This is a genomic window from Streptomyces sp. NPDC055103 (assembly GCF_053607625.1).
Map to the genome: position 1 here is coordinate 1 of NZ_JBSGTX010000072.1, position 22,538 is coordinate 22,538.

Below are 22,538 nucleotides of genomic sequence, written 5' to 3' on the forward strand. Positions count from 1 at the left end.
AGGACCTCGACAATCCTCATTCTTGCTGGTCAGAGGCACTTTCTGCTTACCTGACCACCCGTCGGACAGCCCGCTTCATGAAAGCGCGAGGCTAAGCCCCAGGTCTCTGACCTGGGGCTTAGCTATGAAGCGGATGACGGGAATCGAACCCGCGCTATAAGCTTGGGAAGCATCCGGCGCCGTGACCTTGGCGTAGCCTCTGACCTGCGAGAACGTCTGTCGGCTGCCCCGTTCTGGCTGGTTCTGCAGAACCCTTGTCGACCGCTGTTTACCGCCCCTACTGGCACGTTGTGGCACGGCCGTGCCGAAGACATCAGGGGCGCGGACTTGGTGCGGCGCGCTGTCGCCGCGACTTCCAGCGCCGGCGCACCCGGTCACCGGACTCTCCGACGACGATCATCAGGGCGGCGGATGCCGCATACGGCCCGAGCGGTGCCTGCGTGCCGAGCATCCGGCCCACGACCCACAGGGCGAGGGTGATCATTCCCCACCACGCGATCAGTGATGCGGCCTCGCGCCACAGGCCCGGCCGGAAGGTCGGGGCCGGCTTCAACGCCAGGCCGTTTCCGAGGATGCGGCCGGGGGCCGGTGCAGGCGTCGGCGCGTGGCGACACCGAGCACCAGGCACCCGACCACCCCGAGGCCGCCGCCGGCGGCGGTGCAGGCCAGGGTGGTGTCGGGGGAGGCCCCGGCGAGGCGCGGTACGGCGTTGACGGGTGCGGTGGCGTAGATCAGCAGGAAGCCCCAGCCGCGCGGCCGCACGGGTGTCAGCTTTCCCCGCAGGCGGCGCGGTACCCGATCGGTGATCATCGCTACCGCGACGGGCAGCAGAGTGAGCGAGAAGGCGATCAGGCCGATCCATTGCCACTTCATGGTGTGTCCTCTGTTGGTGCGTCTGTGGGCACCGGTGCCGCCAGTGGTCGGTGTAACCCGAGGGGGATTCCGCTTCAAGGACCCAGGCGTCCACACTGCGCATGGCCTGACTCGGCTCCTGCGCAGGGTATCGAGGGTGAGCCGCCCCGGGATCAGGTAAAGGGTGGCGGCCGCGCTCGCGGCGAAGATCGGCAGCGAGACCAGAACGACGACGGGCAGCCTCAGGACGGCCCAGCCGTCGAGGACTTCACCCTCGCCCTCGCGCCCCCGCACGTACCAGACGCGCCGGTACGGCAGGGGCCTCACGGCGGGACCGCTCACCCTCCGTACGTGCTCGTACCGCCGCCCGGAGACGTCGGTGACGGCGTGGACGTGCAGGTGGCCCGAAGAGGTCTCCTCCGAGCGGTCGAAGTCCGCGTGGGTCAGGTGGCCCCGGCGGATCAGCGCCCACAGCGTGGACGCCGACGAGAAGAGGGGAACGCCCGACAACAACGCGAAGCCCGCCGGGACGTAGCCCGCGACGAGGTAGACCATGCCTCCCGCCGCGTCGCCGACGGCGAACAGGGCGACTGCGTACCCGAGGAACGCGGCGGCCACTCCCGGCACAGCCAGCTTGTCCCAGTCGATTCGGTCGCGCAGCGACGGCACCGGGGCGGCCGCGCGCCGTGCGGGGTGGCCGCTGGCAATCGGGAGCGAGCCTTCGCGCAGGCGCACCTCGTCCGCCGCGCACACCGGGACCTGGCGCCGCATACCGCCCGGGGGCGTCCACGGCACTTCGGCGGTCGACGGCCCGTGCCGAGGGTCGAAGAAGCAGAGCGGGAACCGCACGGGCAACGGCCCACCCGTCAGGCGGGACTCCAGACACGCCATGGCGTGCCGGCCGTCGTCCAGGTGCCGAAGGACGTCCTCGCGGCAGTCGTGACGCAGGGCCCGGCCGGCCGCCTCGTACGCGTCAAGGGCACGCGCCCAGTCCGCCACCGCCTCCGGCGGCGTTCCAGGAGTCCCCGGCTGGAAGAGGTGCACGGTCAGCAGTTCACCGAAGGCCGTCACCTCGGCGGCGAGTTCCGGATCCCGCCCTTCCCTCTGCCTCCTGCTGTATCGCACGATCCCTCCCGCGGTCGGTGTGGCGCGAGTACGGCCTGGGACGATCCAGAGGGTTGTCCTGCGTTCGTGGCCCATCGGCGTCTCGCCTCCGCATCGGTCCCCTGCACGGCTCCCCCATGCTCCCTGGAGCGCCCGAAGGGACACCATGCCGTCGACCGGCAGGATGGACCCGCGCTCGTTGCCGGGGTGGCCGAGGCTGCAGTTCCGGCAACGCCGGACAATACGGAAGCCCCAGGTCGCTGACCTGGGGCTTTACTGTGGAGCGGATGACGGGAATCGAACTCGCGCTATAAGCTTGGGAATCACCCGGTACTGGGGCGTCAGCATGGTGGCTGACCTGCGAAAACAGGCTGATGTGCTCCTGCTCCGAGTGACGTTGCGGCCCCTTTGGTGACCGCTGTTCACCGCCGCTACTGGCACGTTGTGGCACGGCTTGCGGTGTGGCGGCGAGGGAGATGGCCGTAGGAGGGGATCGGGGTCCAAGGCCCAGTGGTCAGTCGTCGGAGCTGTGGCCGGGGTGGGGTTCGCACAGGGCCGCGCCGAGCGCGCTGTGCCGGTAGCGGACGTGGCGCCCGTCGCGGGTCCGCTCCAGAAGGTGAGCTGCTCGGAGGACGGACAGGTGCTGGCTGACGGCGGCGGGGGTGACGCCGAGGCGGTGGGCGAGCTCCGTGGTGGAGGCAGGCTCGGCCAGGAGGGTCAGCAGGCGCGCGCGTGGGGCGCCCAGGAGCCGTTCCAGGGCCCGGGAGGCCGGCGGCTCGGGGCGTTCGGCAAGGGTGCCCAGGCCGCGTGCGCCGTAGACGATGTGAGGCAGCGCCTGGGAGCTGAGCATGGTGGAGACGCCGTCCGCGAAGCAGCTGGGGGTCAGCAGCAGGCGGCGTCCGTCGATCGGGATCTCGGTCGGTGGAGAGGGCCACGGGCCGTTGCGTTCGACGGTGAGCATGTCCTCCGCCCAGGACAGCCGTGAGCTGATCCCGGTGAACAGGGCGTCCGCGCCGCCTTCGACCAGGATGCGGGCGCGGTACGCGATGTCGGCCTCCAGCACCGCCTTGGCCCTGGGCCACCAGACGGGTCGCAGGCACTCCGTCCAGTACTCCTCCAGGGCGTCGGCGATGTCGGTGAGCAGGCGGGCCGGGTCCCCCCAGGCGTCGGCCAGCCTGGCCGGGACCGGCTCGCCCAGAGGCAGGAACGTCTGCTCCAGGCCGGTCCGCACCGCGGCCGGGTCGGTGGCGCGCAGCGCGTCGAACTCACGGCGGACGTCGGGGGCGGAGGCGTGCGGCCGGGGAGTGAGGAAATCGGGGACCCAGTACCGGCGGCGGGCCACCAGCGAGGTCAGCAGGACGTGGTCGAGGCGTTCGAAGGCCGGGCGAAGGCCGGCGAAGGTCTCGCGCAGAGCGGGGAAGCGCCGCGCGTGGTCACTCCACATCCGCAGGCTGAGAACGGTCTCCTGCAACGGCGAGTAGCCGAACGAGGTCGCCGCCAGGTCAGACAGGCCCAGACGGAAACGAATCATTAAGTACCAGGGTAAATCCATTCCGCATGTGCCAGGCCGAAGGTGTGCTGGCGGTCATGAACACCAGGACCACCCCGGCGCCGATGCCGGCCCCTCCCGCCCCGACTCCCCGGCTGAGCGGCGACCCGACCGTGCGAGGGCTCGCCGCGTTGCTGTCGGTCAACGCCGTCGGCAACGGGCTCTTCCTGACAGTCAGCACCCTGTGGTTCACCCGGGGGCTGGGGTACCCCGTCGCGCAGGTCGGGCTGGCGCTGACGGTGGCGGGACTGTGCGGGATCCTGGCCGCCCTCCCCGCCGGCCGCGCGTGCGACCGCTGGAACGCGAAAAGGGTCCTGACCTGTCTGCACCTCCTGCAAGCAGCCGCGATCGCCCTGTACGCCGTCGCCGGGTCCTTCCCGCTCTTCCTCGCCCTGGCCTGCCTGGCCACGGCCGGCAGCCGCGCCAACGCCGCCGCGCGCGGCGCCCTGTACGCGCACGTCCTCCCTCCCGACCTGCGCACCCGTGCCCTGGCGCTGCTGCGGGCGGTCAACAACGTGGGCATCGGAGCCGGCGCCGCTCTCGGATCGGTCGTCCTCGCCTTCGACACCGATGCGGCATACCGGGGGGCGATCTGCCTGAGTGCCGCCGCGTTCCTCCTCGCGCTGATTCCGCTGCGCGCGATTCCCGCGCCGACCCGTCCGGCACCCGCGCAGACGCCCCGGACAGTCAGGGTGGCAGCGTCCCGGCGGGGCACCCCCGTACCTGGGACCGGGCGACACGTGCCCCACCCGCTTCGCGATGTGCCCTATCTCGCCGTCACCGCGCTCAACGCGGTCGTGAACACCCTCTACGTCGTTCTCGAAGTGGGGCTGCCGCTGTGGCTTCTCACCTACACCAGCGCGCCGCAGACCATGGTCGGCTGGCTCCTCGTCGCCAACACAGCCCTTGTCGTCGCTCTTCAGGTCCGGGCCGCCCGCGGCGTCACCGGCCCGGCTCAGGCGGCGCGCGCCTTCCGCCGTGGCGGTCTCCTTGTCGCTGCCGCCTGTATCGCCATCGCGTGCGCCGCCGACCAGTCACCGTTCACGGCCACGGTGGTTCTCGTGGCCGCCGTCGTCCTGCTGACCCTCGGCGAGGTCACCTCGCAAGCGGGCAGCTGGGCCCTCTCCTACGACCTGGCCCCCGAGCACGCTCAAGGCACCTACCAGGGCATCTACCAGACCGGGATCTCCGTCAGCCAGGCGCTGGGTCCCGGCCTGCTGACCGCGTTCGTCCTCCCCCACGGCACCACGGGCTGGGGCGCCTTGGCTGCCCTCTTCGCCGTTGCGGCACTCGCCCTGCCCGCCACCGCTCGCTGGGCGGTACGAGGCTGCCGGGAGGTCCAAGTGAGCCCTCCCGGCAGGGCGTGCCTGCGAGACGGGGCACGCGGAGGACACGACAGCCCCTAGGAGGTCTGGACAACTACGAAGCCCCAGGTCGCTGACCTGGGGCTTCGTAGAAGAGCGGATGACGGGAATCGAACCCGCGCTATAAGCTTGGGAATCACCCGGTACTTGGGCCCGTGCATGGCGTCTGACCTGCAAGAACGCGCCCCTAATGGCCTCGTCCTGCTTGCTTCGGCGGCCCCCTTGTCGACCGCTGTTTACCGCCCCTACTGGCACGTTGTGGCACGGCCGCCGACCTGCTGCGGATCAGACCCCCGAGGAAGTCGACATGCGGGGCCGGTCAGGTCCACGCCCGCCGAAACCAGAGCCGGGGAGGCCGGCTCCCGGCCGGGCTCCCGGAGGCCGACGTGGCGGTCGCGCGCACCGTGAGGGCGGCGAGCAGGCGTCCGCGAGGCAGCATGCGGTCGACAGCCGGGCGTGCGATCGTGGAGGTGGTGGACTCGCGCCCGGTGTCACCGGGGAGGCGGTCCAGGCACGATCCGCCAGGAGCGCCGGCCCAGTTCCCTTGGCGGTGTTGCGCATGCGTCCCACGAGTGCCCGAGCAGGCGGCGGAAAGTGTCTCCGGGTGGGTCCCGCATTCTCTGAGGCACACGGCCTGGGGGGGGCCCGGTGCCGGGCACGGAAGGGCGGGGACGCCCGGCTGTGTCGGAGGGGGTCTCCGGACCGTGGCGACACTCCTGGTCCGTACTGCCGCACCCTTCCTCCTGCCGACGGGACATCCACTGGGTCGAGCTCGCCACCGGCTCCCACGACGCCGACCACTGCATCCGGCCGGAGGACCGCACCGCATCGCCATGGGCCGTCAGTGACCTGTGGCAGCGCGAGAGGAGAGAACCGTGGACTATCCCCTCCTGAACACCTTTTGGACGATCATGTGGGTCTTCCTCTGGGTCCTGTGGTTCATGCTGCTCTTCCGCATCATCGGCGACATCTTCCGCGACGACGCCATGAACGGCTGGGGCAAGGCCGGATGGACCGCCTTCGTCGTCCTCCTGCCGTTCCTCGGCTGCTTCGTCTACCTCATCGCCCGCGGGAAGGGCATGGGGCAGCGCGAGGTGCAACGGGCACGCACGAACGAGCGGGAGTTCCAGGAGTACATAAGGGCCGCCGCCACCGCGACCGAGACACCGGGCGGCACCGGACACGCAGACCAGCTGGCGAAGCTCGCCGACCTCAAGAACCACGGCGACATCACGGCCGCGGAGTACGAGCGCGCCAAGGAGAAGGTGCTCGCCGGCTGACGGTGGGCGAAGAAGGGGCACAGCCATGGACGTGGGACCTGTCGAGTACGTCGTCGTCGCCTTTCCCGGCAACCGGTTCCGAGGCGAGATCGCACCGGAGCTCAAGGGACTCGTGGCGAGCGGCACGGTGCGGATCCTCGATCTGACCTTCATCAAGAAGGACGCCGACGGCACCGTCTCCTATGTCGAGCTCGACGCCCTCGACCCCACGGAGGCGTCGGTGTTCGACGACATCGAGGGCGAGGTCGGCGGACTGTTCAGCCAGGAGGACCTCGACCTGATCGCCGAGGAACTCGTGCCGGACTCCTCGGCGGCCATCCTCCTGTGGGAGGACACCTGGGCCGCCGGGATCACCGGGGCGATCCGTCGCGCCGGAGGAGAACTGCTCGCACACGAGCGCATCCCCGCCGAAGCAGTGGAACGGGCCTACCAAGACGCGGCCTGACGGGGCATAGAGGATCGGAAAGGGAACGTGAGGACCATGCTGCGTCGTCGCCCGATGCGTGCAGGGCGCCCTGGTGTTGTCGGCGTAGCCGCCCGGACTGCAGTGGTGGCAGGCACGGCGACCGCGGTCTCCGGCCGGGTCGCCCGGCACCAGGCCGAGCGAGCGGCTGTACAGGAAACCGCACCTGACGCGGCTGCCGCTGCGGAGGTGCCGCCGGGCCCGTCGCCCTCTTCAGGGCTGACGGACGAAGCGCTCAGCAACCTCGAACGACTGGGGAAGCTCCACGAGCAGGGTGTGCTGTCGGACGAAGAGTTCGCCGTCCAGAAGGACCGCATCCTCAGAGGCTGACAAGCCCCTGACCTGCGTAGGAGTCAAGCTGATCCGCACCGGATGAGAAGGTTCGCAGCGAGGCCGCCCCCGTGGGGGCTTGGCGCGGCAGCTCGGGCCGCGCGTCCAGGGCGGCGCCTCGGATGTAGTGGGACGTGTGCCCGTGTCGGCGGCTGTCGGCGTACGCGTGGGTGTACGCCGACAGCCCACTGAGCACTGGTCACCGCTCGGCAGAATGCAATGGCAGCGTCGTCGCGGGTGTTGAACCCCGGCCGCAGAGATCACGCGAGCGGAGCTCCGCCTTGCCGCTCGCACAGCGACGGAGTCTGGCCATCTGGTGGTTTCGCATGCCGGTCTGACGGCCTGACGGAACCCACCATCGCCTGCGGCCGGGCGGCGCCCGCACGCAACCCTCCGACGCAGACACCGCCGGCGGGCCCGAGGGAGCGGTATCGGGCAGTCCGGAGGTGCTGCCTGGCCTTCCTCGTGGCAGCCTGGATATGGAGTCTCCGACCAGGTCGCCCGATTCGGCGACGAGGTCTTCTCGAAGGAGCCGGATATGGCCAGCAACGTCAGCGGAGCGCGCGGTCAGACTTCCCCAAGGCGGTTCGCAACCGGCTGGACGGTCTTCGCCGCAGTGCTGATGATCTTCGGCGGCACCATGGCGATTTTCGAGGGGATCGCCGCCATCGCCAAGGACGACCTGATCGTCGTCACCCGCGACTACGCCTTCAAGATGAACACCACCGGCTGGGGCTGGATCCACCTCATCCTGGGCATCCTCATCGTCCTGGCGGGTCTTGCCCTCTTCACCGGCGCCTTGTGGGCACGCATCATCGGCATCGCCCTCGCCGGGCTCGGTATGCTCGCCAACTTCCTGTGGCTGCCCTACTACCCGTTCTGGGCCATCGTCCTGATCGCCATCGACGTCTTCGTGATCTGGGCTCTCTGCGCCGGAACGACCAGAACAGCCGGGCAGGACTGATTCGCCGCCGCCGGCTCGCTACGCGAGACCGGCGGCGCAGCGCTGACCGAGAGATCGCCTCCTTCGAGGAGCCCGACCCCGTGAAGGGGAAAGTGAGGATCTCGCGCGAGCCGAGTTCTGGGCCTGGCTGATGCGCTCGTCGTGCCGCTGCAGCGGCACGACGTAAGGGAGTTGATGATCCGGCAGGACTGACGCGCACGAAACACGGACGACGGTTCGCTCGGAACCGATCGGCAGAGGAGAAGGGCATGGCGAAGGACTTCAGGGGGAAGATCGCCCTCGACATCCACGACTCGGAGCCGGACTGGGAGCCGTTCCTGGCGCCGAAGGCACCCAAGGGCGCCCCGAACGTGCTGGTGATCGCCTGGGACGACGTCGGCTACGGGACGATGGACTGCTTCGGTGGCCCGGTGAGAACTCCGACGATGTCGCGGATCGCGGACATGGGCGTGCGGTACTCGAACTTCCACACCACCGCACTCTGCTCCCCGACCAGGGCCTCGCTGCTGACCGGCCGCAACGCAACGTCGAACGGCATGGCCACGATCGCCGAGTTCAGTGCCGGCTTCCCGGGGATCTCCACCCGCATCCCGTTCGAGAACGGTTTCATCTCCGAGGTCCTGGCCGAGCGCGGCTACAACACGTATTGCGTCGGCAAGTGGCACCTCACCCCTGGTGAAGAGACCAGCATGGCGGCCTACAAGGGGCGCTGGCCGCTGGGGCGCGGCTTCGAGCGGTTCTACGGCTTCCTCGGCGGCGAGTCGAGCTGCTGGTATCCGGACCTGGTTCACGACAACCACCCGGTCGAACCGCCGGCCACTCCCGACGAGGGCTACCACATCGCCAAGGACCTCTCCGACAAGGCCATCGCGTTCATCAAGGACGCCAAGGTCGTCGAGCCCGACAAGCCGTTCTTCATGTACCTGGCGCTGGATGCGGCCCATGCGCCGCATCAGGTCTTCAAGGAGTGGGCCGACGCGTACAAGGGCGTGTTCGACCAGGGCTACGAGGCGATCCGGACGGAGATCCTCCGGCGTCAGAAGGAGCTCGGGCTGCTGCCCGAGGGCACCGAACTGTCCGCGATCAACCCTCATGGCGAGCCTCAGGTGACCGGCCCGGACGGGCAGCCGTGGCCGAGGCTGGACACCGTCCGCCCCTGGGACACGCTCGGCGACGACGAGAAGCGGCTGTTCATCCGGATGGCCGAGGTCTTCGCCGGCTATGTCTCGTACAGCGACGACCAGCTCGGCCGGGTGATCGACTTCCTCGAGGAGGCCGGCGAACTCGACAACACGATCATCGTGGCCGTCTCCGACAACGGCGGAAGCGGCGAGGGCGGGCCCGACGGCACGTTCAACGAGTGGCGGTTCTTCAACGGCCTGAACACTCCGACCGAGTTGTCCCTGGAACACATCGACGAGCTCGGCAGCCCAGCCTCCTACAACCACTACAACACCGGATGGGCGTGGGCGTTCGACACCCCGTTCCCGTACTGGAAGCGCTGGGCGGGCTACGAGGGTGGCGTGGCCGACATGTGCCTGGTCGCCTGGCCCGCCAAGCTCAAGGCGCGCGGCGAGGTGCGCCAGCAGTACGTCCACGCCGTCGATGTCGTCCCCACGCTCTACGAACTGCTGGACATCGAGCCGCCCTCCGTGGTCAAGGGGTACCCGCAGAACCCGATCGAGGGCGAGAGCTTCGCGGCCTCGCTCACCGACCCCACCGTGCCGGGAAAGCAGACCCAGTTCTACGCGATGCTGGGGCAGCGCTCGATCTACCACGACGGGTGGCTGGCCTGCACCGTGCACCCGCCGCTGAGCGGCTGGGGCGGCTTCGCCCACGACCAGTGGGAGCTCTACAACCTCACCAAGGACCGCGCGCAGTCCAGGGACGTCGCGGCGCAGGAGCCGGAGCAGCTCGAGACGCTCAAGAGCCTTTGGTACTACTACGCGGGCATCTACAACGGGCTGCCGCTTGACGACCGCACCGCCCTGGAACAGACGCTCGCCGAGCGCCCGCACGGCACCCCACCGCGCGAACGCTACGTCTACTACCCCGACTGCGCCTCGGTGCCCGAGCAGTCCGGCGTCGTGATCAGCGGCCGGTCGTACACCATCGCCGCGGGTGTCGACATTGAGTCGTCCGACGCCGAGGGCGTCTTGTATGCCCACGGGGGCATCGCCGGCGGTCACAGCCTCTACGTCAAGAACCGCCGTCTGCGCTACGCGTTCAACTGGGTGGGCACCCACCTGCAACTCGTGGAAGCCGACGGTGAGATCAAGCCGGGCAGGCACGTGCTCACCGCAGAGTTCACCGCGAGCGGACGCAGCGCCGATCCGGCGATGCCGGGTGCGGCCGGAACCCTCACCCTGTACGTCGACGACCAGCAGGTGGGCAGCGGTGACATCGTCACCCAGCCCGGGTACTTCTGCGTCGTCGGGGACGGGATCTGTGTGGGCCGCGATGGCGCCTCGCCCGTCACCCCCGACTATCGGGCACCGTTCCGCTTCACCGGCGGCACCATCGACAAGGTCGTCGTCGACGTCTCCGGCGAGCGCTACACCGACCACGAGGCCCAGGTCCGCGGCTGGTTCGCGATCGACTGACCGTGAGGCGCCGACGTGCTGAGCCCTGAGCGCCGGGGCGTTACGAGGCTCAGCACTCGACATCCCGCGTGAAGGGCCCCCAAAGGTGCCGATGTCAAACGCCCACGTGGAAGGGGGTGGAGAGGTGGCAGCGGAGGACGAGCACCACCGCCCGCGGAGGGAGCCCCACGGCCTGTCCGGACCACAAGTGGTCCAGAACATCCACATGGAGCTCATGGACGAGCAGATCGCGGAGCTGGGCAGCGGGCAACGGCGGATGCAGCGACTGCTGGAAGCGGTGCTGGCGGTCAGCCGGGACCTCGACCTTCCTACTGTGCTGCGCCGGATCGTGGGCACCGCCATGGAGCTGGTCAACGCGCGGTACGGCGCACTGGGCGTACTGGCCGAGCAGGGGGACAGCCTGTCGGAGTTCATCCCCGTCGGGCTCACGGAGCACGAGCGGGCCGATCTGTCCGGCGTGGAGTTCCCGCGCGGGGGCGGGCTGCTGGGGCACCTCATCCGCCACCCCGAGCCGCTGCGGGTGGAGGAGATCGCGCACCATCCGAAATCGGTCGGTTTCCCGCCCGGCCACCCGCCCATGCACAGTCTTCTCGGGGTCGCCATCAGCGTGCGCGGCCAGATCTACGGCAACCTGTACCTGTCCGACCGGCGCGACGGTCAGCCGTTCGACGCCCACGACGAGGCGGTTCTCGTCGCCCTGGCCGGAGCGGCCGGCGTGGCCATCGAGAACGCCCGCCTCTACGAACAACTGCGCAGCGCCACCGAACGCTTCCAGCGCCTCCTCCTGCCGAGCCTTCCCGACCTGCACCCGTTCACCGCCGCAGCGGCGTACCAGCCGGCTTCCACCCCCGCCTACCTCGGCGGGGACTGGTACGACGCCATGCTGCTGCCCGACAATGTCTGCGCGGCGGTCATCGGAGATGTCGTGGGCCACGACCTGCAGGCCGCGGCAGCCATGGCACAGACCCGCAACATGCTGCGCGCCGTGCTCTACGACCGGCGCACCCCGCCGAGTGCCGTCCTGGCGCAGGTCGACCACACCCTGCAGGCGATCACCGAGAACCCTGTCACCACGGTCTGCGTGGCCCGCATAGAACCCTCCGCCCATACCTGGCAGCTGCACTGGAGCAGCGCTGGACACCTGCCGCCCCTCCTGCTCACTCCCGACGGACGTGCCCGATACCTGGACACGGACCCCGATCTGCCCCTGGGCGTGGATCCTGACCACCCACGCACCGATCACACCTGCCCGCTGCCACGGGGATCCACCGTCGTCCTGTTCACCGACGGCCTGGTCGAACACCCGGGCCGGCACCTCGACGAAGGGCTGCACGCGGTCGCGGCGACCGCCGCCACGGTCCTCGGCGAGCCGCTCGCCTCCCTCGTCCGGGCACTCGCCGACAACCGTCCCAGCACCGGCTCCGACGACCTCGCGCTGCTCGCCGTGCGGACTCCCGCAGAGCCTCCATGGCAGGTCGAGCGGTGAGCTGTCGGCCCGGACGCCACGCTGGTGCGGGCACCGTCGGGTCCTCCTGCACTACCGCGCGGTGGGTGGGGACCCGGCGTCCTCCTGTTCGGGCACGCCCTCACGCAGGTGTGGCCGCTCGGCGGCGGCATGCTTGTGCCAGGCACCGTACCGGTTGGCGAGAACGACGGCGGACATCCCGTGCAGCAGGATGCTCAGCGCGACCGTGACCGCGATGACCCGGCCGAGGAGCTGCACGCCCGGGACGTGTTCCTCCACCACGAGAAGCCCGAAGACGACGGAGGCGAGTCCGCGCGGCCCGAACCACCCGACGTAGCCGACCGTGGGAAGGGCCAGGCGGGTTCCGGCCAGGGAGAGGGCGACGGGCAGCATCCGGACCACGGTGAGGCTCAGCACGGCGTAGGTGATGATCCGCCAGTCGAGGTGCTCCAGCGTCGGACCGAGCAGGACGGCGCCGAAGACCAGGAAGCTCAAGGACGCGAGCAGCTCGGCGAGACGCTCGGCGAGGTCGGCGGTGTCCTCGGCGGCGGCCGGTGTGTCCGCTGTCGCGCTCTGCCGCAGCGAGATCCCGAAGGCGAAGCCGGCCACCCAGGCCGCGATGAACCCGCTTCCGTCGACGACGACCGCCAGCGTGTAGGCGCCTGCCGCCACGGCAAGGACGAACACCTGCCGCCAGTCGTCACCGGCCCAGCTCCTCGCGCGCGCTTGCCGCAGCAGCCATCCGCCGCCCCATCCCACGGCGAGACCCAGCGCGGTGCTGAGCACGAGCGCCCGCCAGAAGACCCCGGCGACTCCCTCCTCCGAGGCCGTGGTTCCAGGCAGCGCCGCGAGGAACAGCAGGAAGAAGGGCAGCGCCATACCGTCGTTGAGGCCGCTCTCGACATTGAGGCCGCTGCGCACGAGCGGGGGCACACGCGGGCTGGAGACCGCGGTCTTGCCCAGCGCCGCGTCGGTCGGGGCCAGGATCGTCCCGACCAGCGCCAGTTCCCATACGGTCAGGCCCGGCAGCAGCGCCCAGGCGAGGAGCCAGCCGGCCCCGATGGTCAGGGGCAGCCCGATTCCCAGCAGTCGCCCGGGGAGGAATCCGCCGACGCGCAGATCACGACGGTGTACGGACATGGCGTCGGTCAGCAGGACCAGGGTCAGAGCCGCTTCCACCAGGGTGAGCACCGGGCCCGCGTCGTGCTGCAGACTGAGGAGGTCGAGCCCGATCGGACCGAGGGCCACCCCGAAGCCGGTGAACACCATCGGCCCGGACACGGCAGTCGTGGACAGCCGCCCGGAGAAGAGCGCGTACCCCGCGGTGACGGCGGCCACGGCCGCCCCTGTCCACGCGCTGCCGCTCACCGGGCCGTCGCCGGCGTGTCGTCGCGGGCGCAGCGGAACCCCTGGTTGCCGGTGCTGCTGTCGGGGGTACTGGAGCTGCGGGCGGCGACGCGGTAGCGGCGGCAGTAGGAGGCGTGGCAGAGGTAGGACCCGCCGCGGATCACGCGCTGCACGCCGAGCGAAGGGCCGAGGGGACCGTCCTTCGGGCTGCTTTCGTAGTAGGCGGGCGAGTACCAGTCCGCGCACCACTCCCAGACGTTGCCGCACATGTTGTGCAGGCCGTAATCGTTCGGGGGGTACGCGGTGACGGGCGCCGTGCCGTACCAGCCGTCCGCGCCGGTGTTGTGGTCGGGGAAGCTGCCCTGCCACACGTTCATCCGGTGCTCACCGCCGGGCTCCAGCCCGTCGCCCCAGGGGAACACGCGCTGTTCGAGGCCGCCACGGGCGGCGTACTCCCACTCCGCCTCGGTCGGCAGCCGTTTTCCCGCCCAGGCGGCGTAGGCCGTGGCGTCGTTCCACGAGACGTGGACGACCGGGTGATCGGCGCGGTCGCGTACATCGGATGCGGGCCCCTCGGGGTGGCGCCAGCACGCCCCGTACACCTGCCTCCACCAAGGAGCCTCGGCGACCGCCCGGGTGTCGGGAAAGTCGGGCGGCAGAAGCCCGGCGAACACGAACGACCAGCCGTAACGCTCGGCATCCGTGATGAATCCGGTCGCCTCGGTGAAGTCCCGGAATGCCGCGTTGGAGACGGCACAGCGGTCGATCCAGAAGGACGCGAGCCGCACCGTATGGACAGGCCCTTCTCCATCGCCGGGCACGGCCCAGTGGTCCTCCGCCCCCATCAGGAACTCACCGCCGGGAACGCGGACCATGCGGTCCGCCGGCCGGCCGCCGGACGCGGCCGCCCGGGGGGTATCCGCGCGCCGCCCCGCCTCGCCCCTGGACGGACTGCAGCAGTTCCTGCGTGATCCACTTTCCGGCATGGGCGGCGCACCAATCGGGAGCGAACGGGTCGATCCGCTCATGATCGGGTCCCGACCCGTCCGCACTCGGCATCGACACGGCGTGGACGACGGCTCCCGTGCCGCCCCGCGTCCTGCCCGCGCCACCGCGTGCCTGGCTCCAGATGGCGCACCCCGGGATGCCGACTCCACGGCGATCGGGAGGAATGGATACCAGCGGCAGCCGTGACAGGCTGCGTCTCTGTCTGGAGGGCGCATGGCAAGCCCGCAGGAACCACCGCACGACCCCACGCAGGGGGATTCCTCCTCGGGCAGCAAGGCCGGCAGGTCGCACCTGGCCGGCCCGGGCAGAATCGCCCGGAAGGTGGGCTCGGCGTTCCTGATCGTCCTCGCCTGCATCCTGGTCCCCGTGTCGGTGCTGACCGTGTGGGTGCACGACATCGCCCTCGACACGGACCGCTACGTCGCCACGATGAAACCGCTCGCCTCCGACCCGGCGATCGAGGCCGCCGCGCACAACCGGATCGTCCATGCCGTGGACGTACGCGTCGACGGCAAGCAGGTCACCGCCGAGATCGCGGCCTGGCTGCAGTCACAGGGCCTGCCGTCCCGCGCGGCCAAGGCGGTCAGGGGGCTCGCCCCGCAGCTGGACGACGCCGTGAACTCGGCCGCGGACAAGGTGGCGACCCGTTTCGTCGAGAGCGACCGGTTCGAGAAGGTGTGGGTCACCGCCAACCGGGCCGCCCACACGGCCGTGGTGCACGCCCTGACCGGCAAGGGCCGCGGAGCGGTCGGAGTCTCGGAGGGCACGGTCACCCTCGACGTCGGCGAGGCCGTGGACAAGGTCAAGCAGGAGCTGGTGGACGCGGGCCTGGAGCCGGCGGAGAAGATCCCGGACGTCGACAAGCAGATGGTGCTCTTCCAGTCCGACAAGCTGGAGAAGATGCAGGGCGCCGCGCACGCCCTGGACGTCCTCGGCAACTGGCTGCCCGTGCTGACGGTGGTGCTGGCCGCGGGCGGGGTGTTCCTGGCCCACCGGCGCCGGCGCGCCTTGGCGAAGACGGCCCTGGGCGCGGCCTTCGCGTGCCTGGTCGTCGCCATCGGCCTCGTCGTCGCCCGCCGCTACTACTTGGACCACCTCCTGCCGCAGGTGCAGTCCGAGGCGGCCGCGGCAGCCGTTTTCGACCATCTCCTGCACTTCCTGCGGATCGCCCTGCGCACCGCGATCGTGCTGGGCATCGTCATCGCCCTCGGCGCCTACTTCATCGGCCCTGGCCGACTGGCCTGCGCCACCCGCTCCACCGCCGAGCGCGGCGCCGACTCGGCGGCCGGGTGGTGGGGCGGCCACGGCATCAACACCGGGCCCGTCGGCACCTGGACCGAGGCCCACCGCAAGTGGCTGACCGTCGGCGCCCTGCTGCTCATCGCCCTTCTGTTCGCCCTGTGGAACCACCCCACGGTCCTCACCGTGCTGCTGCTCGTCCTGATCCTCCTCGCGGTGCTCGCGGTGCTCGCTCTGCTGTCCGCCGACGGCCGCAGGACAGGGACGGCAGGCTCTCCCGTGCCTCCGCGGCCGGAGTCCAAGCAGTGAGGGGCTTGCGGACCCCGGCAGCTGGGTAGGCATCCCAAGAGACCGCGAGACGCGTTGCGGACGTCCGTCAGCGGTTGGCGGTCGCGGGTGTAGTAGAGCTTGTTGGTCAGCAATACCGCCCACCGGTCCTGGGTGGGGGAGATCCACGTGCCGGTGCGCCTGCGCCTGTGGTGCGCCGCGTGCCGGTCCGCGCAGGGCATATCCCCGAGTTGGGGCACGTAGAGGGCACGGCCAGCCCCGAGAGGTCTAGACAACGACGAAGCCCCAGGTCTCTGACCTGGGGCTTTGCTATGGAGCGGATGACGGGAATCGAACCCGCGCTATAAGCTTGGGAAGCTCATGTTCTACCATTAAACTACATCCGCACAGCGGCCGTATGAACCGTGCCGCATCGTTGCACACTGTACCCCACGCGCCACTTGAGGCGAAGCTCACGCCTCCGCGTGTGCGGAGTGCCGCCTGGAGGGTGTCCTGTTGATCCCCTAATGTGGCTGTCTCGTCCACCGCATGTGTAGGGGAAGGGACTTGATGGGTTCCATGGAGCGCACCGTCGTCCGCTGTGCCGAAGGGCATGTGTTCAGTACCGCGTCGTTCCCGCTTCAGCAGCTCGGGGCCGGGCGGATCGGGCCCGGGCGGCTCATCCGGTGTCCGCGCTGCGCGCGGTTGCGGCACGCGGTGCCCGTGGCGCTCGGGCAGCGCTGAGCGGGACACGGCCTGGGGGCCGGGGCGCGGAGCCCTGCCGATTGGGGCAGGTCCGCGCCCTCTGCGTATCGTGGGGGCGTGCTTCTCTCAGACAAGGACATCCGGGCCGAGATCGATGCCGGACGGGTGCGCATCGACCCGTACGACGAATCCATGGTGCAGCCCTCGAGCATCGACGTGAGGCTTGACCGCTTCTTCCGGGTGTTCGAGAACCACCGCTACCCCCACATCGACCCCGCCGTCGAGCAGCTCGACCTGACGCGGGAGGTCGAGCCGGAGGGCGACGAGGCGTTCATCCTCCACCCGGGCGAGTTCGTGCTCGCCTCGACCTACGAGGTCATCTCCCTGCCGGACGACATCGCGTCCCGGCTGGAGGGGAAGAGCTCCCTCGGGCGGCTCGGGCTGGTCACTCACTCGACCGCCGGGTTCATCGACCCCGGCTTCTCCGGGCACGTGACCCTGGAGCTGTCGAACCTCGCCACCCTGCCGATCAAGCTGTGGCCGGGCATGAAGATCGGCCAGCTCTGCCTGTTCCGGCTGAGCTCGCCCGCCGAGTTCCCGTACGGGAGCGAGCGGTACGGCTCCCGGTACCAGGGACAGCGGGGCCCGACGGCCTCCCGCTCGTTCATGAACTTCCATCGGACCCAGGTGTGAGGCGGTAGCCGGCATGAGTGAAGTACGCGAGAACCTGACGTACGAGGGCTTCGGGACCGCCGTCCGCGAGCTGGCGCAGACCATCGCCGACGACGGTTACGAGCCCGACATCGTGCTCTCCATCGCCCGCGGCGGCGTCTTCGTCGCCGGCGGTCTGGCCTACGCGCTCGACTGCAAGAACATCCACCTCGTGAACGTGGAGTTCTACACCGGCGTGGGGACCACCCTGGAGATGCCGGTCATGCTGGCGCCCGTGCCCGACGCGATCGACTTCAGCGACAAGAAGGTGCTCATCACCGACGACGTCGCCGACACCGGCAAGACGCTCAAGCTCGTCCACGACTTCTGCGTCGACCACGTCGCCGAGGTCCGCTCGGCCGTCATCTACGAGAAGTCGCACTCGCTCGTGAAGTGCGAGTACGTGTGGAAGAAGACCGACGAGTGGATCAACTTCCCGTGGTCGGTCGAGCCGCCCGTCGTGCGGCGTGAGGGCCAGGTTCTCGACGCCTGACCCTCTTGCCTCATCCGGTCACCTGGTCACCTGAGCCGGCTCAGGTGACCAGGTTGCTCAGTGCCTGGTACGTGTACGTGCCCGGGACCCCGTCCAGCGGGCCCGTGTAGCCGCCGTTCTGGGCCAGTCGCTGGACCGCCACGTACGTCGCCGTGCCGGGGACGCCGTCGATCAGGCCCGAGTAGCCCGAGCCGCGCAGGCACGCCTGGATCCCGGCCCAGCTGTACGAGCCGAGCACCCCGTCGGCGGGGCCCGTGTAGCCGCCGAGCACGGCCATCCGCTGCATCGCCGCGTACGTGTTCGTCCCCGGCGCGCCGTCGATCGGACCCGTGTAGCCGAAGCGCCCCATCACCGTCTGGACGCCCTTCCACGAGTTCGTGCCCATGACGCCGTCTATCGGGCCCGAGTAGCCGCCCGCCGTCGCCAGGGTCTGCAGTCCCTTGTACGTGTTCGTGGCGGGCGTCCCGTCCAGTGGGCCGGTGTAGCCGTAGCCTCGGAGGACCGTCTGGACGCCCTTCCACGACAGGGGGCCGAGGACGCCGTCCAGTGGGCCCGTGTAGCCGCCGCCCTTGGCGATCTTCTGGAGGATCGTTCCGTCGGCCGTCGAGATCGGGCCGGGGCCCGCGCCCGTCACGCTCAGGTACGTGCGGATCGCCGCGAAGGTGTTCGTGCCGGGGACGCCGTCGATCGGACCGGTGTAGCCGTAGTCGGCGGCCAGCCGCTGGAGCCCCTTGTACGTGTCCGGGTCGGGCGTCCCGTCGATCGGGCCGGTGAACCAGCCCTGCGCGAGGACGGTCTGGACGCCCTTCCAGCCGTTCGGGCCCATGATCCCGTCGACCGGGCCCGCGTAGCCGCCGCGCTGGGCGACCTGCTGGAGCGTCTTCGCGTCCGCCGTCGAGAGCGCCACCGTCCCCGTACCGCCGGCCTGGTCCAGGTAGCCGCGCAGCCCGGCGTACGTGTTCGGGCCCATGATCCCGTCGACCGGGCCCGTGTAGCCGCCGCGCTGCGCCAGCAGCTGGAGGCCCTTGTACGTGTTCGTGCCGGGGACGCCGTCGACCGGGCCGCTGTACAGCGCCAGCTGGGTGAGGAGGGTCTGGACGCCCTTCCACGACAGGGGGCCGAGGACGCCGTCCAGCGGGCCGGTGTAGCCGCCGAGCTGCGCGATCCGCTGGAGGGTCACGCCGTCGGCGAGCGGGATGTCCGGCGCCGGGTCGGGGACCGGGTTCGCTCCCGGGGGCGGCAGGACCGCCGACCCGAACGCGTCCGGCTTCGCCTGGTTCAGGTCCACGGCGACGCCCTTGACCGAGCCCGTGTCGCTGAACTGGTGGATCGCCCAGTCCGGATACGCGGTGCCGATCCGCGGGCTGCCCGCCGCGGCCCCGTAGTCCGCGATCCAGAGCTTCGCGCCCGTCGCCTGCGTCTGCGGCCAGGAGCGGGACTGGAGCAGGGACGAGTACGTGTAGAGGAACGGCGTCGTGCCCAGGCGGGCCTTCACGATGCCGATGAACTGCGCCGTCTGGGCGTCCGTCCACACCGGGCTCTGGTCGACGCCCTCGACGTCGACCATCAGCGGCTCGCCGGGGCGGTAGGCGCGCAGATGGGCGAGGAAGTACTCGGCGTCGGTGGCCGCCGCTCCCCAGCCGGTCATCCAGTAGTGGCCGACGAGGAAGCCGGCCGCCCGGGCCTCGTCGACCTGCCGGACGTAGTGCGGCGAGGTGTAGGGCAGGTGGGTGCCGTCGTTGGAGCCGCCCGCCTTCACGACGCAGAACCGGAAGCCGGCGCTGCGCGCGGCCAGGAAGTCCAGGTTCGCCTGGCTGGTGCCGACGTCGATCCCGTACACCGCGTCCGTCGGTGAGGGGGTCGGCGCCGGGCCCGGCGCCGGTGTCGTCGTCGGCGGGTGCGAGGCCAGCCAGCCCTTCACACCGAGGATGGTGTTCGGGCCGAGGACGCCGTCGACCGGGCCGGTGTAGCCGCCGTCCCTGGCCAGGGCCTGGACGGCCTTGTACGTCTCGGTGCCGGGCAGGCCGTCGACCGGGCCCGCGTAGCCGTAGCCGCGGACCGCCGTCTGCACGCCCTTCCAGCCGTTGACGCCGATCGCGCCGTCGACGGGGCCGGTGTAGCCGCCGCGCTGCGCGAGTGTCTGCAGGACCTTCTGGTCCTCGGTCGTCAGGGTGTACGTGGTGCCCCCGGGGCCCGGCGTGCCCAGATCGGCCATCCGCGAACCGACGTTGTCCAGGGTCCAGCCCAGGTAGACGAGGCCGGAGAGGGAGTTGTACCGGGCCACGGACTGGGTCCCGATGCGGTAGCCGCCGGGGGTGAAGTCCTCCCCGCCCGACAGATGGCCCGTCGCCATCAGGCAGCGGGTGCCGCCGCCGTCGAGGTCCAGGGCGACGTGGCCGGGGGTGAGCCGTACCGCGTTGGCCCACCAGTGGAAGGCCCCGCGGGGCGCGGCCGAGTAGTCCGGGTGCCCCTCGCCCGATGCCTCCCAGGCGTCGTACGCCGTGCCCCGCGAGCTGCTCAGGTCGCACGCCCGGAACATCAGGGACTGGCACATGTCGGACCAGTTGGAGCCGTTGTCGAAGCCGGCGGCACCACCGTCGGTGACGTGCAGGCGAGCCCATTGCTCGGCCCCGGCGACCGTTCTCGTCAACGTGCACCTCTCTGAAGGGTGGTGGGGAGGAGGGGGAGGACGGAGAGGTGGGATGCGGCGAGGATCGTCTCGGAGCCCACCAGTTGGGCCCGGACCACGGGGCGTGCCGCTGTCGCGGCGTTCGGTACGGCGCCGTGCCGGAGCCAGGAGGTCAGGTCGACCGTTCCGTCCGCGTCCGTGTCGAGGTCCAGATAGCCGTGTCTGCCGGGGGACTTGCGGCCCTCGGACACCTCGAACCAGAAGCCGGGACGGGCGGCGTGGAAGGAGCTCAGGGAGAACCGGACGCGCCGGCCGGGCAGCGGCCCGCCGTCCGGTGCGGTGAGGGTGAACACCACGCCGCCGGCCGGGGCGCCGGAGGGGGCCGGTGCTTCCGTGGCCCGCCACGCGTATCCGGGTGACGAGAACCTTCCCAGGACGTCCGCCGCGGAGGCCCGGGCGTCTGCTCCCGAGGCCGGGGCGTCCGTTCCGGAGGCCCGGGGCGCGCTCGCCGAGGCCGTGCCGCCCGCGCCCACCCCCAGGACCAGTGCCGGCAGCAGCGCGCCGGCCGTCCGCAGGACGGACCGCCGGGACGGTCCCCGTCCTTCGCCATCAACCCACTCGGGCACCTGACCTCCTGGAATGCCTGCACCGCCGGACGAACCACGGACCGGTCAAGACCACCGCACGGCTCGTACGCCGACAACCCAACGAATGCGCGGAGTTGAGGCTCCGGTTCCGCGGATTCGTTGGGTTGTCGGCGGCGGTCCTGGCCGATGGGATGAGCGAGCTCGTGATCTTCCGGAACATCCCGCTCGAAGACCCCGCTCGAAGACCCTGCTCGAAGACCCTGCTCGAAGACCCTGCTCGAAGACCCGCTTGGCATCCCCGCTCGAAATCCCCGTACGTCGAGACAGCCCAGGGAGAAGCGTTGACCGAGAACGAGGCACGGCACCGTTGTGGCGACGGCCACGACGACCCTCACGTCCCGGCGGGCGTCAGCCGCCGCACGCTGCTGCGTGGCGCGGTGGTGGGCGGCGGCGCGCTGGCCGCCGGCGGGCTCGTGCTGCCCACCAGTGCGTACGCCGTCCCCGCGCTCTACAACCCGTTCGGCGCGTACGCCATCACAGGGCCGTGGGACCCGCCGTACCACAACGGCGTCGACTTCGGCATGGCCGTGGGGACCTCGCTCCCGGCCTGCGGCGCCGGAACGATCGAGAACATCCCCTACAACGGCACCGGCGGCCACACCGTCACCATCCACCACGCCGAGGGCTACCGCAGCCAGTACATGCACCTGTCGCAGTTCCTGCTCGCCAACGGCGCCTCCGTCGCCGCCGGGACGGTCGTCGGGCGCTCCGGAGGGGCGGCGGGGGCCGACGGCTCCGGCAACTCGACCGGGCCGCACCTGCACTGGCACGTCATCAACGCGAGCGGCGTCCGGGTCAACCCGCTCTCCGTCGTCGGAGGCGGCACGCCTCCGCCCTCCTCCGGGGGAGAGGGGCTGACGCTGCAGAAGATCGCCGGCGCCGGCGGCTACACCGGGGCCCTGGACGGCGTGCCGGGGACCAACACCTGGAAGGGCGTGCAGCAGGTCGTCACGGGCTATCTCTACACCGGCCCGGTCGACGGTCTGCCCGGCACGAACACGTACAAGGGTCTCCAGCGGATGGCCGCGAAGGGCGGCTACGGCGGCCCGATCGACGGTGCGATGGGCACCTACTCCTGGATGGGCGTGCAGACCATCTGCAAGCGCTTCGGCTACGGCGGTGTGGTCGACGGCGTCCCGGGGACGAACACGTACGCGGCGATGCAGCGGATCGCCAAGCTCGGCGGGTACACCGGCCCGGCCGACGGCGCCCTCGGCGTCAACTCGTGGAAGGGCCTGCAGACTCTGTTCACCGGCTTCCAGTACACCGGCCCGATCGACGGCGCCCCTGGGACGAACACGTACAAGGGTCTCCAGCGCATGGCGGTGCTCGGCGGCTACGGCGGCCCGATCGACGGCGCCCCCGGGGACTACACCTGGGCGGCGCTCGCCAAGCTCGTCTGACGACGCGTCTCCTCGTCCAACCGCTCGTCCAACTGCTCGTCCAACCGCTCGTCGAACTCCGTTGGGGCAGGGTCTCTTTACGAGGCCCTGCCCTTGGGCATGCCGCTCAACTATC

At 70.5% G+C, this 22,538-nt stretch carries 18 protein-coding genes, 1 tRNA gene and 1 pseudogene; 11 read left to right on the forward strand and 9 right to left on the reverse strand.

What is annotated here, in order from left to right; all coding sequences use genetic code 11:
- Positions 1-313: 313 nt before the first annotated feature.
- The 3 genes from ACWFR1_RS32895 to ACWFR1_RS32905 all read right to left on the reverse strand — a co-directional run bounded on the left by ACWFR1_RS32895 (position 314) and on the right by ACWFR1_RS32905 (position 3,487).
- Positions 314-553, reverse strand: a complete 240-nt coding sequence (locus ACWFR1_RS32895) for a hypothetical protein (RefSeq protein ID WP_453557732.1) — start codon at positions 551-553, stop codon at positions 314-316.
- On the reverse strand, positions 550-1,977 hold the full coding sequence (locus ACWFR1_RS32900) for a hypothetical protein (RefSeq protein WP_453557734.1): 1,428 nt from the start codon (positions 1,975-1,977) through the stop codon (positions 550-552). Before ACWFR1_RS32900 ends, ACWFR1_RS32895 begins: the two co-directional genes overlap by 4 nt.
- A 493-nt stretch (positions 1,978-2,470) precedes the next feature.
- Positions 2,471-3,487: an ArsR/SmtB family transcription factor gene (locus tag ACWFR1_RS32905; RefSeq protein WP_453557736.1), complete on the reverse strand. Its 1,017-nt coding sequence runs from the start codon at positions 3,485-3,487 to the stop codon at positions 2,471-2,473.
- A 56-nt stretch (positions 3,488-3,543) separates the two neighbouring features.
- Between ACWFR1_RS32905 and ACWFR1_RS32910 the strand changes: the two genes are divergently transcribed.
- The 7 genes from ACWFR1_RS32910 to ACWFR1_RS32940 all read left to right on the forward strand — a co-directional run bounded on the left by ACWFR1_RS32910 (position 3,544) and on the right by ACWFR1_RS32940 (position 11,995).
- Entirely contained in the window at positions 3,544-4,911 is a 1,368-nt protein-coding gene (locus ACWFR1_RS32910; RefSeq protein ID WP_453557738.1) for an MFS transporter, read from the forward strand.
- Positions 4,912-5,744: 833 nt separating this feature from the next.
- Positions 5,745-6,149: an SHOCT domain-containing protein gene (locus ACWFR1_RS32915; protein ID WP_453557740.1), complete on the forward strand. Its 405-nt coding sequence runs from the start codon at positions 5,745-5,747 to the stop codon at positions 6,147-6,149.
- 25 nt (positions 6,150-6,174) lie between these two features.
- Positions 6,175-6,594: a DUF6325 family protein gene (locus ACWFR1_RS32920; protein WP_453557742.1), complete on the forward strand. Its 420-nt coding sequence runs from the start codon at positions 6,175-6,177 to the stop codon at positions 6,592-6,594.
- Positions 6,595-6,699: 105 nt separating this feature from the next.
- Positions 6,700-6,942, forward strand: a complete 243-nt coding sequence (locus tag ACWFR1_RS32925; protein WP_453557744.1) for an SHOCT domain-containing protein — start codon at positions 6,700-6,702, stop codon at positions 6,940-6,942.
- A gap of 538 nt (positions 6,943-7,480) precedes the next feature.
- Positions 7,481-7,906, forward strand: coding sequence for a DUF7144 family membrane protein (locus tag ACWFR1_RS32930; RefSeq protein WP_453557746.1), 426 nt, complete (start codon positions 7,481-7,483; stop codon positions 7,904-7,906).
- A gap of 248 nt (positions 7,907-8,154) precedes the next feature.
- On the forward strand, positions 8,155-10,509 hold the full coding sequence (locus ACWFR1_RS32935) for an arylsulfatase (protein WP_453557748.1): 2,355 nt from the start codon (positions 8,155-8,157) through the stop codon (positions 10,507-10,509).
- A 205-nt stretch (positions 10,510-10,714) separates the two neighbouring features.
- A complete protein-coding gene (locus ACWFR1_RS32940) occupies positions 10,715-11,995 on the forward strand; it encodes a PP2C family protein-serine/threonine phosphatase (protein WP_453557798.1) in 1,281 nt (426 codons plus the stop codon).
- Between the two features lie 51 nt (positions 11,996-12,046).
- On the opposite strand, the gene ACWFR1_RS32945 is transcribed toward ACWFR1_RS32940, so the two are convergent.
- Both ACWFR1_RS32945 and ACWFR1_RS32950 read right to left on the reverse strand, forming a co-directional pair.
- Entirely contained in the window at positions 12,047-13,312 is a 1,266-nt protein-coding gene (locus ACWFR1_RS32945; protein WP_453557750.1) for a cation:proton antiporter, read from the reverse strand.
- A 26-nt stretch (positions 13,313-13,338) separates the two neighbouring features.
- Positions 13,339-14,307, reverse strand: coding sequence for a formylglycine-generating enzyme family protein (locus tag ACWFR1_RS32950; RefSeq protein WP_453557752.1), 969 nt, complete (start codon positions 14,305-14,307; stop codon positions 13,339-13,341).
- Positions 14,308-14,542: 235 nt separating this feature from the next.
- Here ACWFR1_RS32950 and ACWFR1_RS32955 point away from each other — a divergent pair, with 235 nt between their 5' ends.
- Positions 14,543-15,877 carry a hypothetical protein gene (locus tag ACWFR1_RS32955; protein ID WP_453557754.1) on the forward strand — a complete coding sequence of 445 codons (1,335 nt, stop codon included), beginning with the start codon at positions 14,543-14,545 and terminating at the stop codon, positions 15,875-15,877.
- Between the two features lie 38 nt (positions 15,878-15,915).
- Here the strand turns inward: ACWFR1_RS32955 and ACWFR1_RS32960 are convergent.
- Together ACWFR1_RS32960 and ACWFR1_RS32965 are read right to left on the reverse strand one after the other, a co-directional pair.
- Positions 15,916-16,032 (reverse strand): annotated as a pseudogene (locus ACWFR1_RS32960) (serine hydrolase domain-containing protein); the annotation flags it as partial.
- 136 nt (positions 16,033-16,168) lie between these two features.
- A tRNA-Gly gene (locus ACWFR1_RS32965) sits at positions 16,169-16,242 on the reverse strand.
- A 415-nt stretch (positions 16,243-16,657) separates the two neighbouring features.
- Between ACWFR1_RS32965 and dcd the strand changes: the two genes are divergently transcribed.
- Both dcd and ACWFR1_RS32975 read left to right on the forward strand, forming a co-directional pair.
- A complete protein-coding gene (gene dcd / locus ACWFR1_RS32970; RefSeq protein ID WP_384503099.1) occupies positions 16,658-17,233 on the forward strand; it encodes a dCTP deaminase in 576 nt (191 codons plus the stop codon).
- A 13-nt stretch (positions 17,234-17,246) separates the two neighbouring features.
- Positions 17,247-17,744 (forward strand): phosphoribosyltransferase, encoded by a 498-nt coding sequence (locus ACWFR1_RS32975; RefSeq protein ID WP_317596877.1) that lies wholly within the window; start codon positions 17,247-17,249, stop codon positions 17,742-17,744.
- Positions 17,745-17,784: 40 nt separating this feature from the next.
- On the opposite strand, the gene ACWFR1_RS32980 is transcribed toward ACWFR1_RS32975, so the two are convergent.
- Positions 17,785-20,394, reverse strand: coding sequence for a GH25 family lysozyme (locus tag ACWFR1_RS32980; RefSeq protein WP_453557756.1), 2,610 nt, complete (start codon positions 20,392-20,394; stop codon positions 17,785-17,787).
- Positions 20,391-20,999: a hypothetical protein gene (locus ACWFR1_RS32985; RefSeq protein ID WP_453557758.1), complete on the reverse strand. Its 609-nt coding sequence runs from the start codon at positions 20,997-20,999 to the stop codon at positions 20,391-20,393. The genes ACWFR1_RS32980 and ACWFR1_RS32985 overlap by 4 nt, the downstream gene beginning before the upstream one ends.
- A gap of 302 nt (positions 21,000-21,301) precedes the next feature.
- Between ACWFR1_RS32985 and ACWFR1_RS32990 the strand changes: the two genes are divergently transcribed.
- Positions 21,302-22,423: a M23 family metallopeptidase gene (locus ACWFR1_RS32990; protein ID WP_453557760.1), complete on the forward strand. Its 1,122-nt coding sequence runs from the start codon at positions 21,302-21,304 to the stop codon at positions 22,421-22,423.
- Positions 22,424-22,538: the final 115 nt, after the last annotated feature.

Excerpts from the sequence above, each read along its gene's own strand:
- ACWFR1_RS32905 (WP_453557736.1), bottom strand. The coding sequence starts at position 3,487 with ATGATTCGTTTCCGTCTGGGCCTGTCTGACCTGGCGGCGACCTCGTTC.
- ACWFR1_RS32910 (WP_453557738.1), top strand. The coding sequence starts at position 3,544 with ATGAACACCAGGACCACCCCGGCGCCGATGCCGGCCCCTCCCGCCCCG.
- ACWFR1_RS32920 (WP_453557742.1), top strand. The coding sequence starts at position 6,175 with ATGGACGTGGGACCTGTCGAGTACGTCGTCGTCGCCTTTCCCGGCAAC.
- ACWFR1_RS32930 (WP_453557746.1), top strand. The coding sequence starts at position 7,481 with ATGGCCAGCAACGTCAGCGGAGCGCGCGGTCAGACTTCCCCAAGGCGG.
- ACWFR1_RS32935 (WP_453557748.1), top strand. The coding sequence starts at position 8,155 with ATGGCGAAGGACTTCAGGGGGAAGATCGCCCTCGACATCCACGACTCG.
- ACWFR1_RS32940 (WP_453557798.1), top strand. The coding sequence starts at position 10,715 with ATGGAGCTCATGGACGAGCAGATCGCGGAGCTGGGCAGCGGGCAACGG.
- ACWFR1_RS32950 (WP_453557752.1), bottom strand. The coding sequence starts at position 14,307 with ATGCCGGAAAGTGGATCACGCAGGAACTGCTGCAGTCCGTCCAGGGGC.
- ACWFR1_RS32955 (WP_453557754.1), top strand. The coding sequence starts at position 14,543 with ATGGCAAGCCCGCAGGAACCACCGCACGACCCCACGCAGGGGGATTCC.
- ACWFR1_RS32975 (WP_317596877.1), top strand. The coding sequence starts at position 17,247 with ATGAGTGAAGTACGCGAGAACCTGACGTACGAGGGCTTCGGGACCGCC.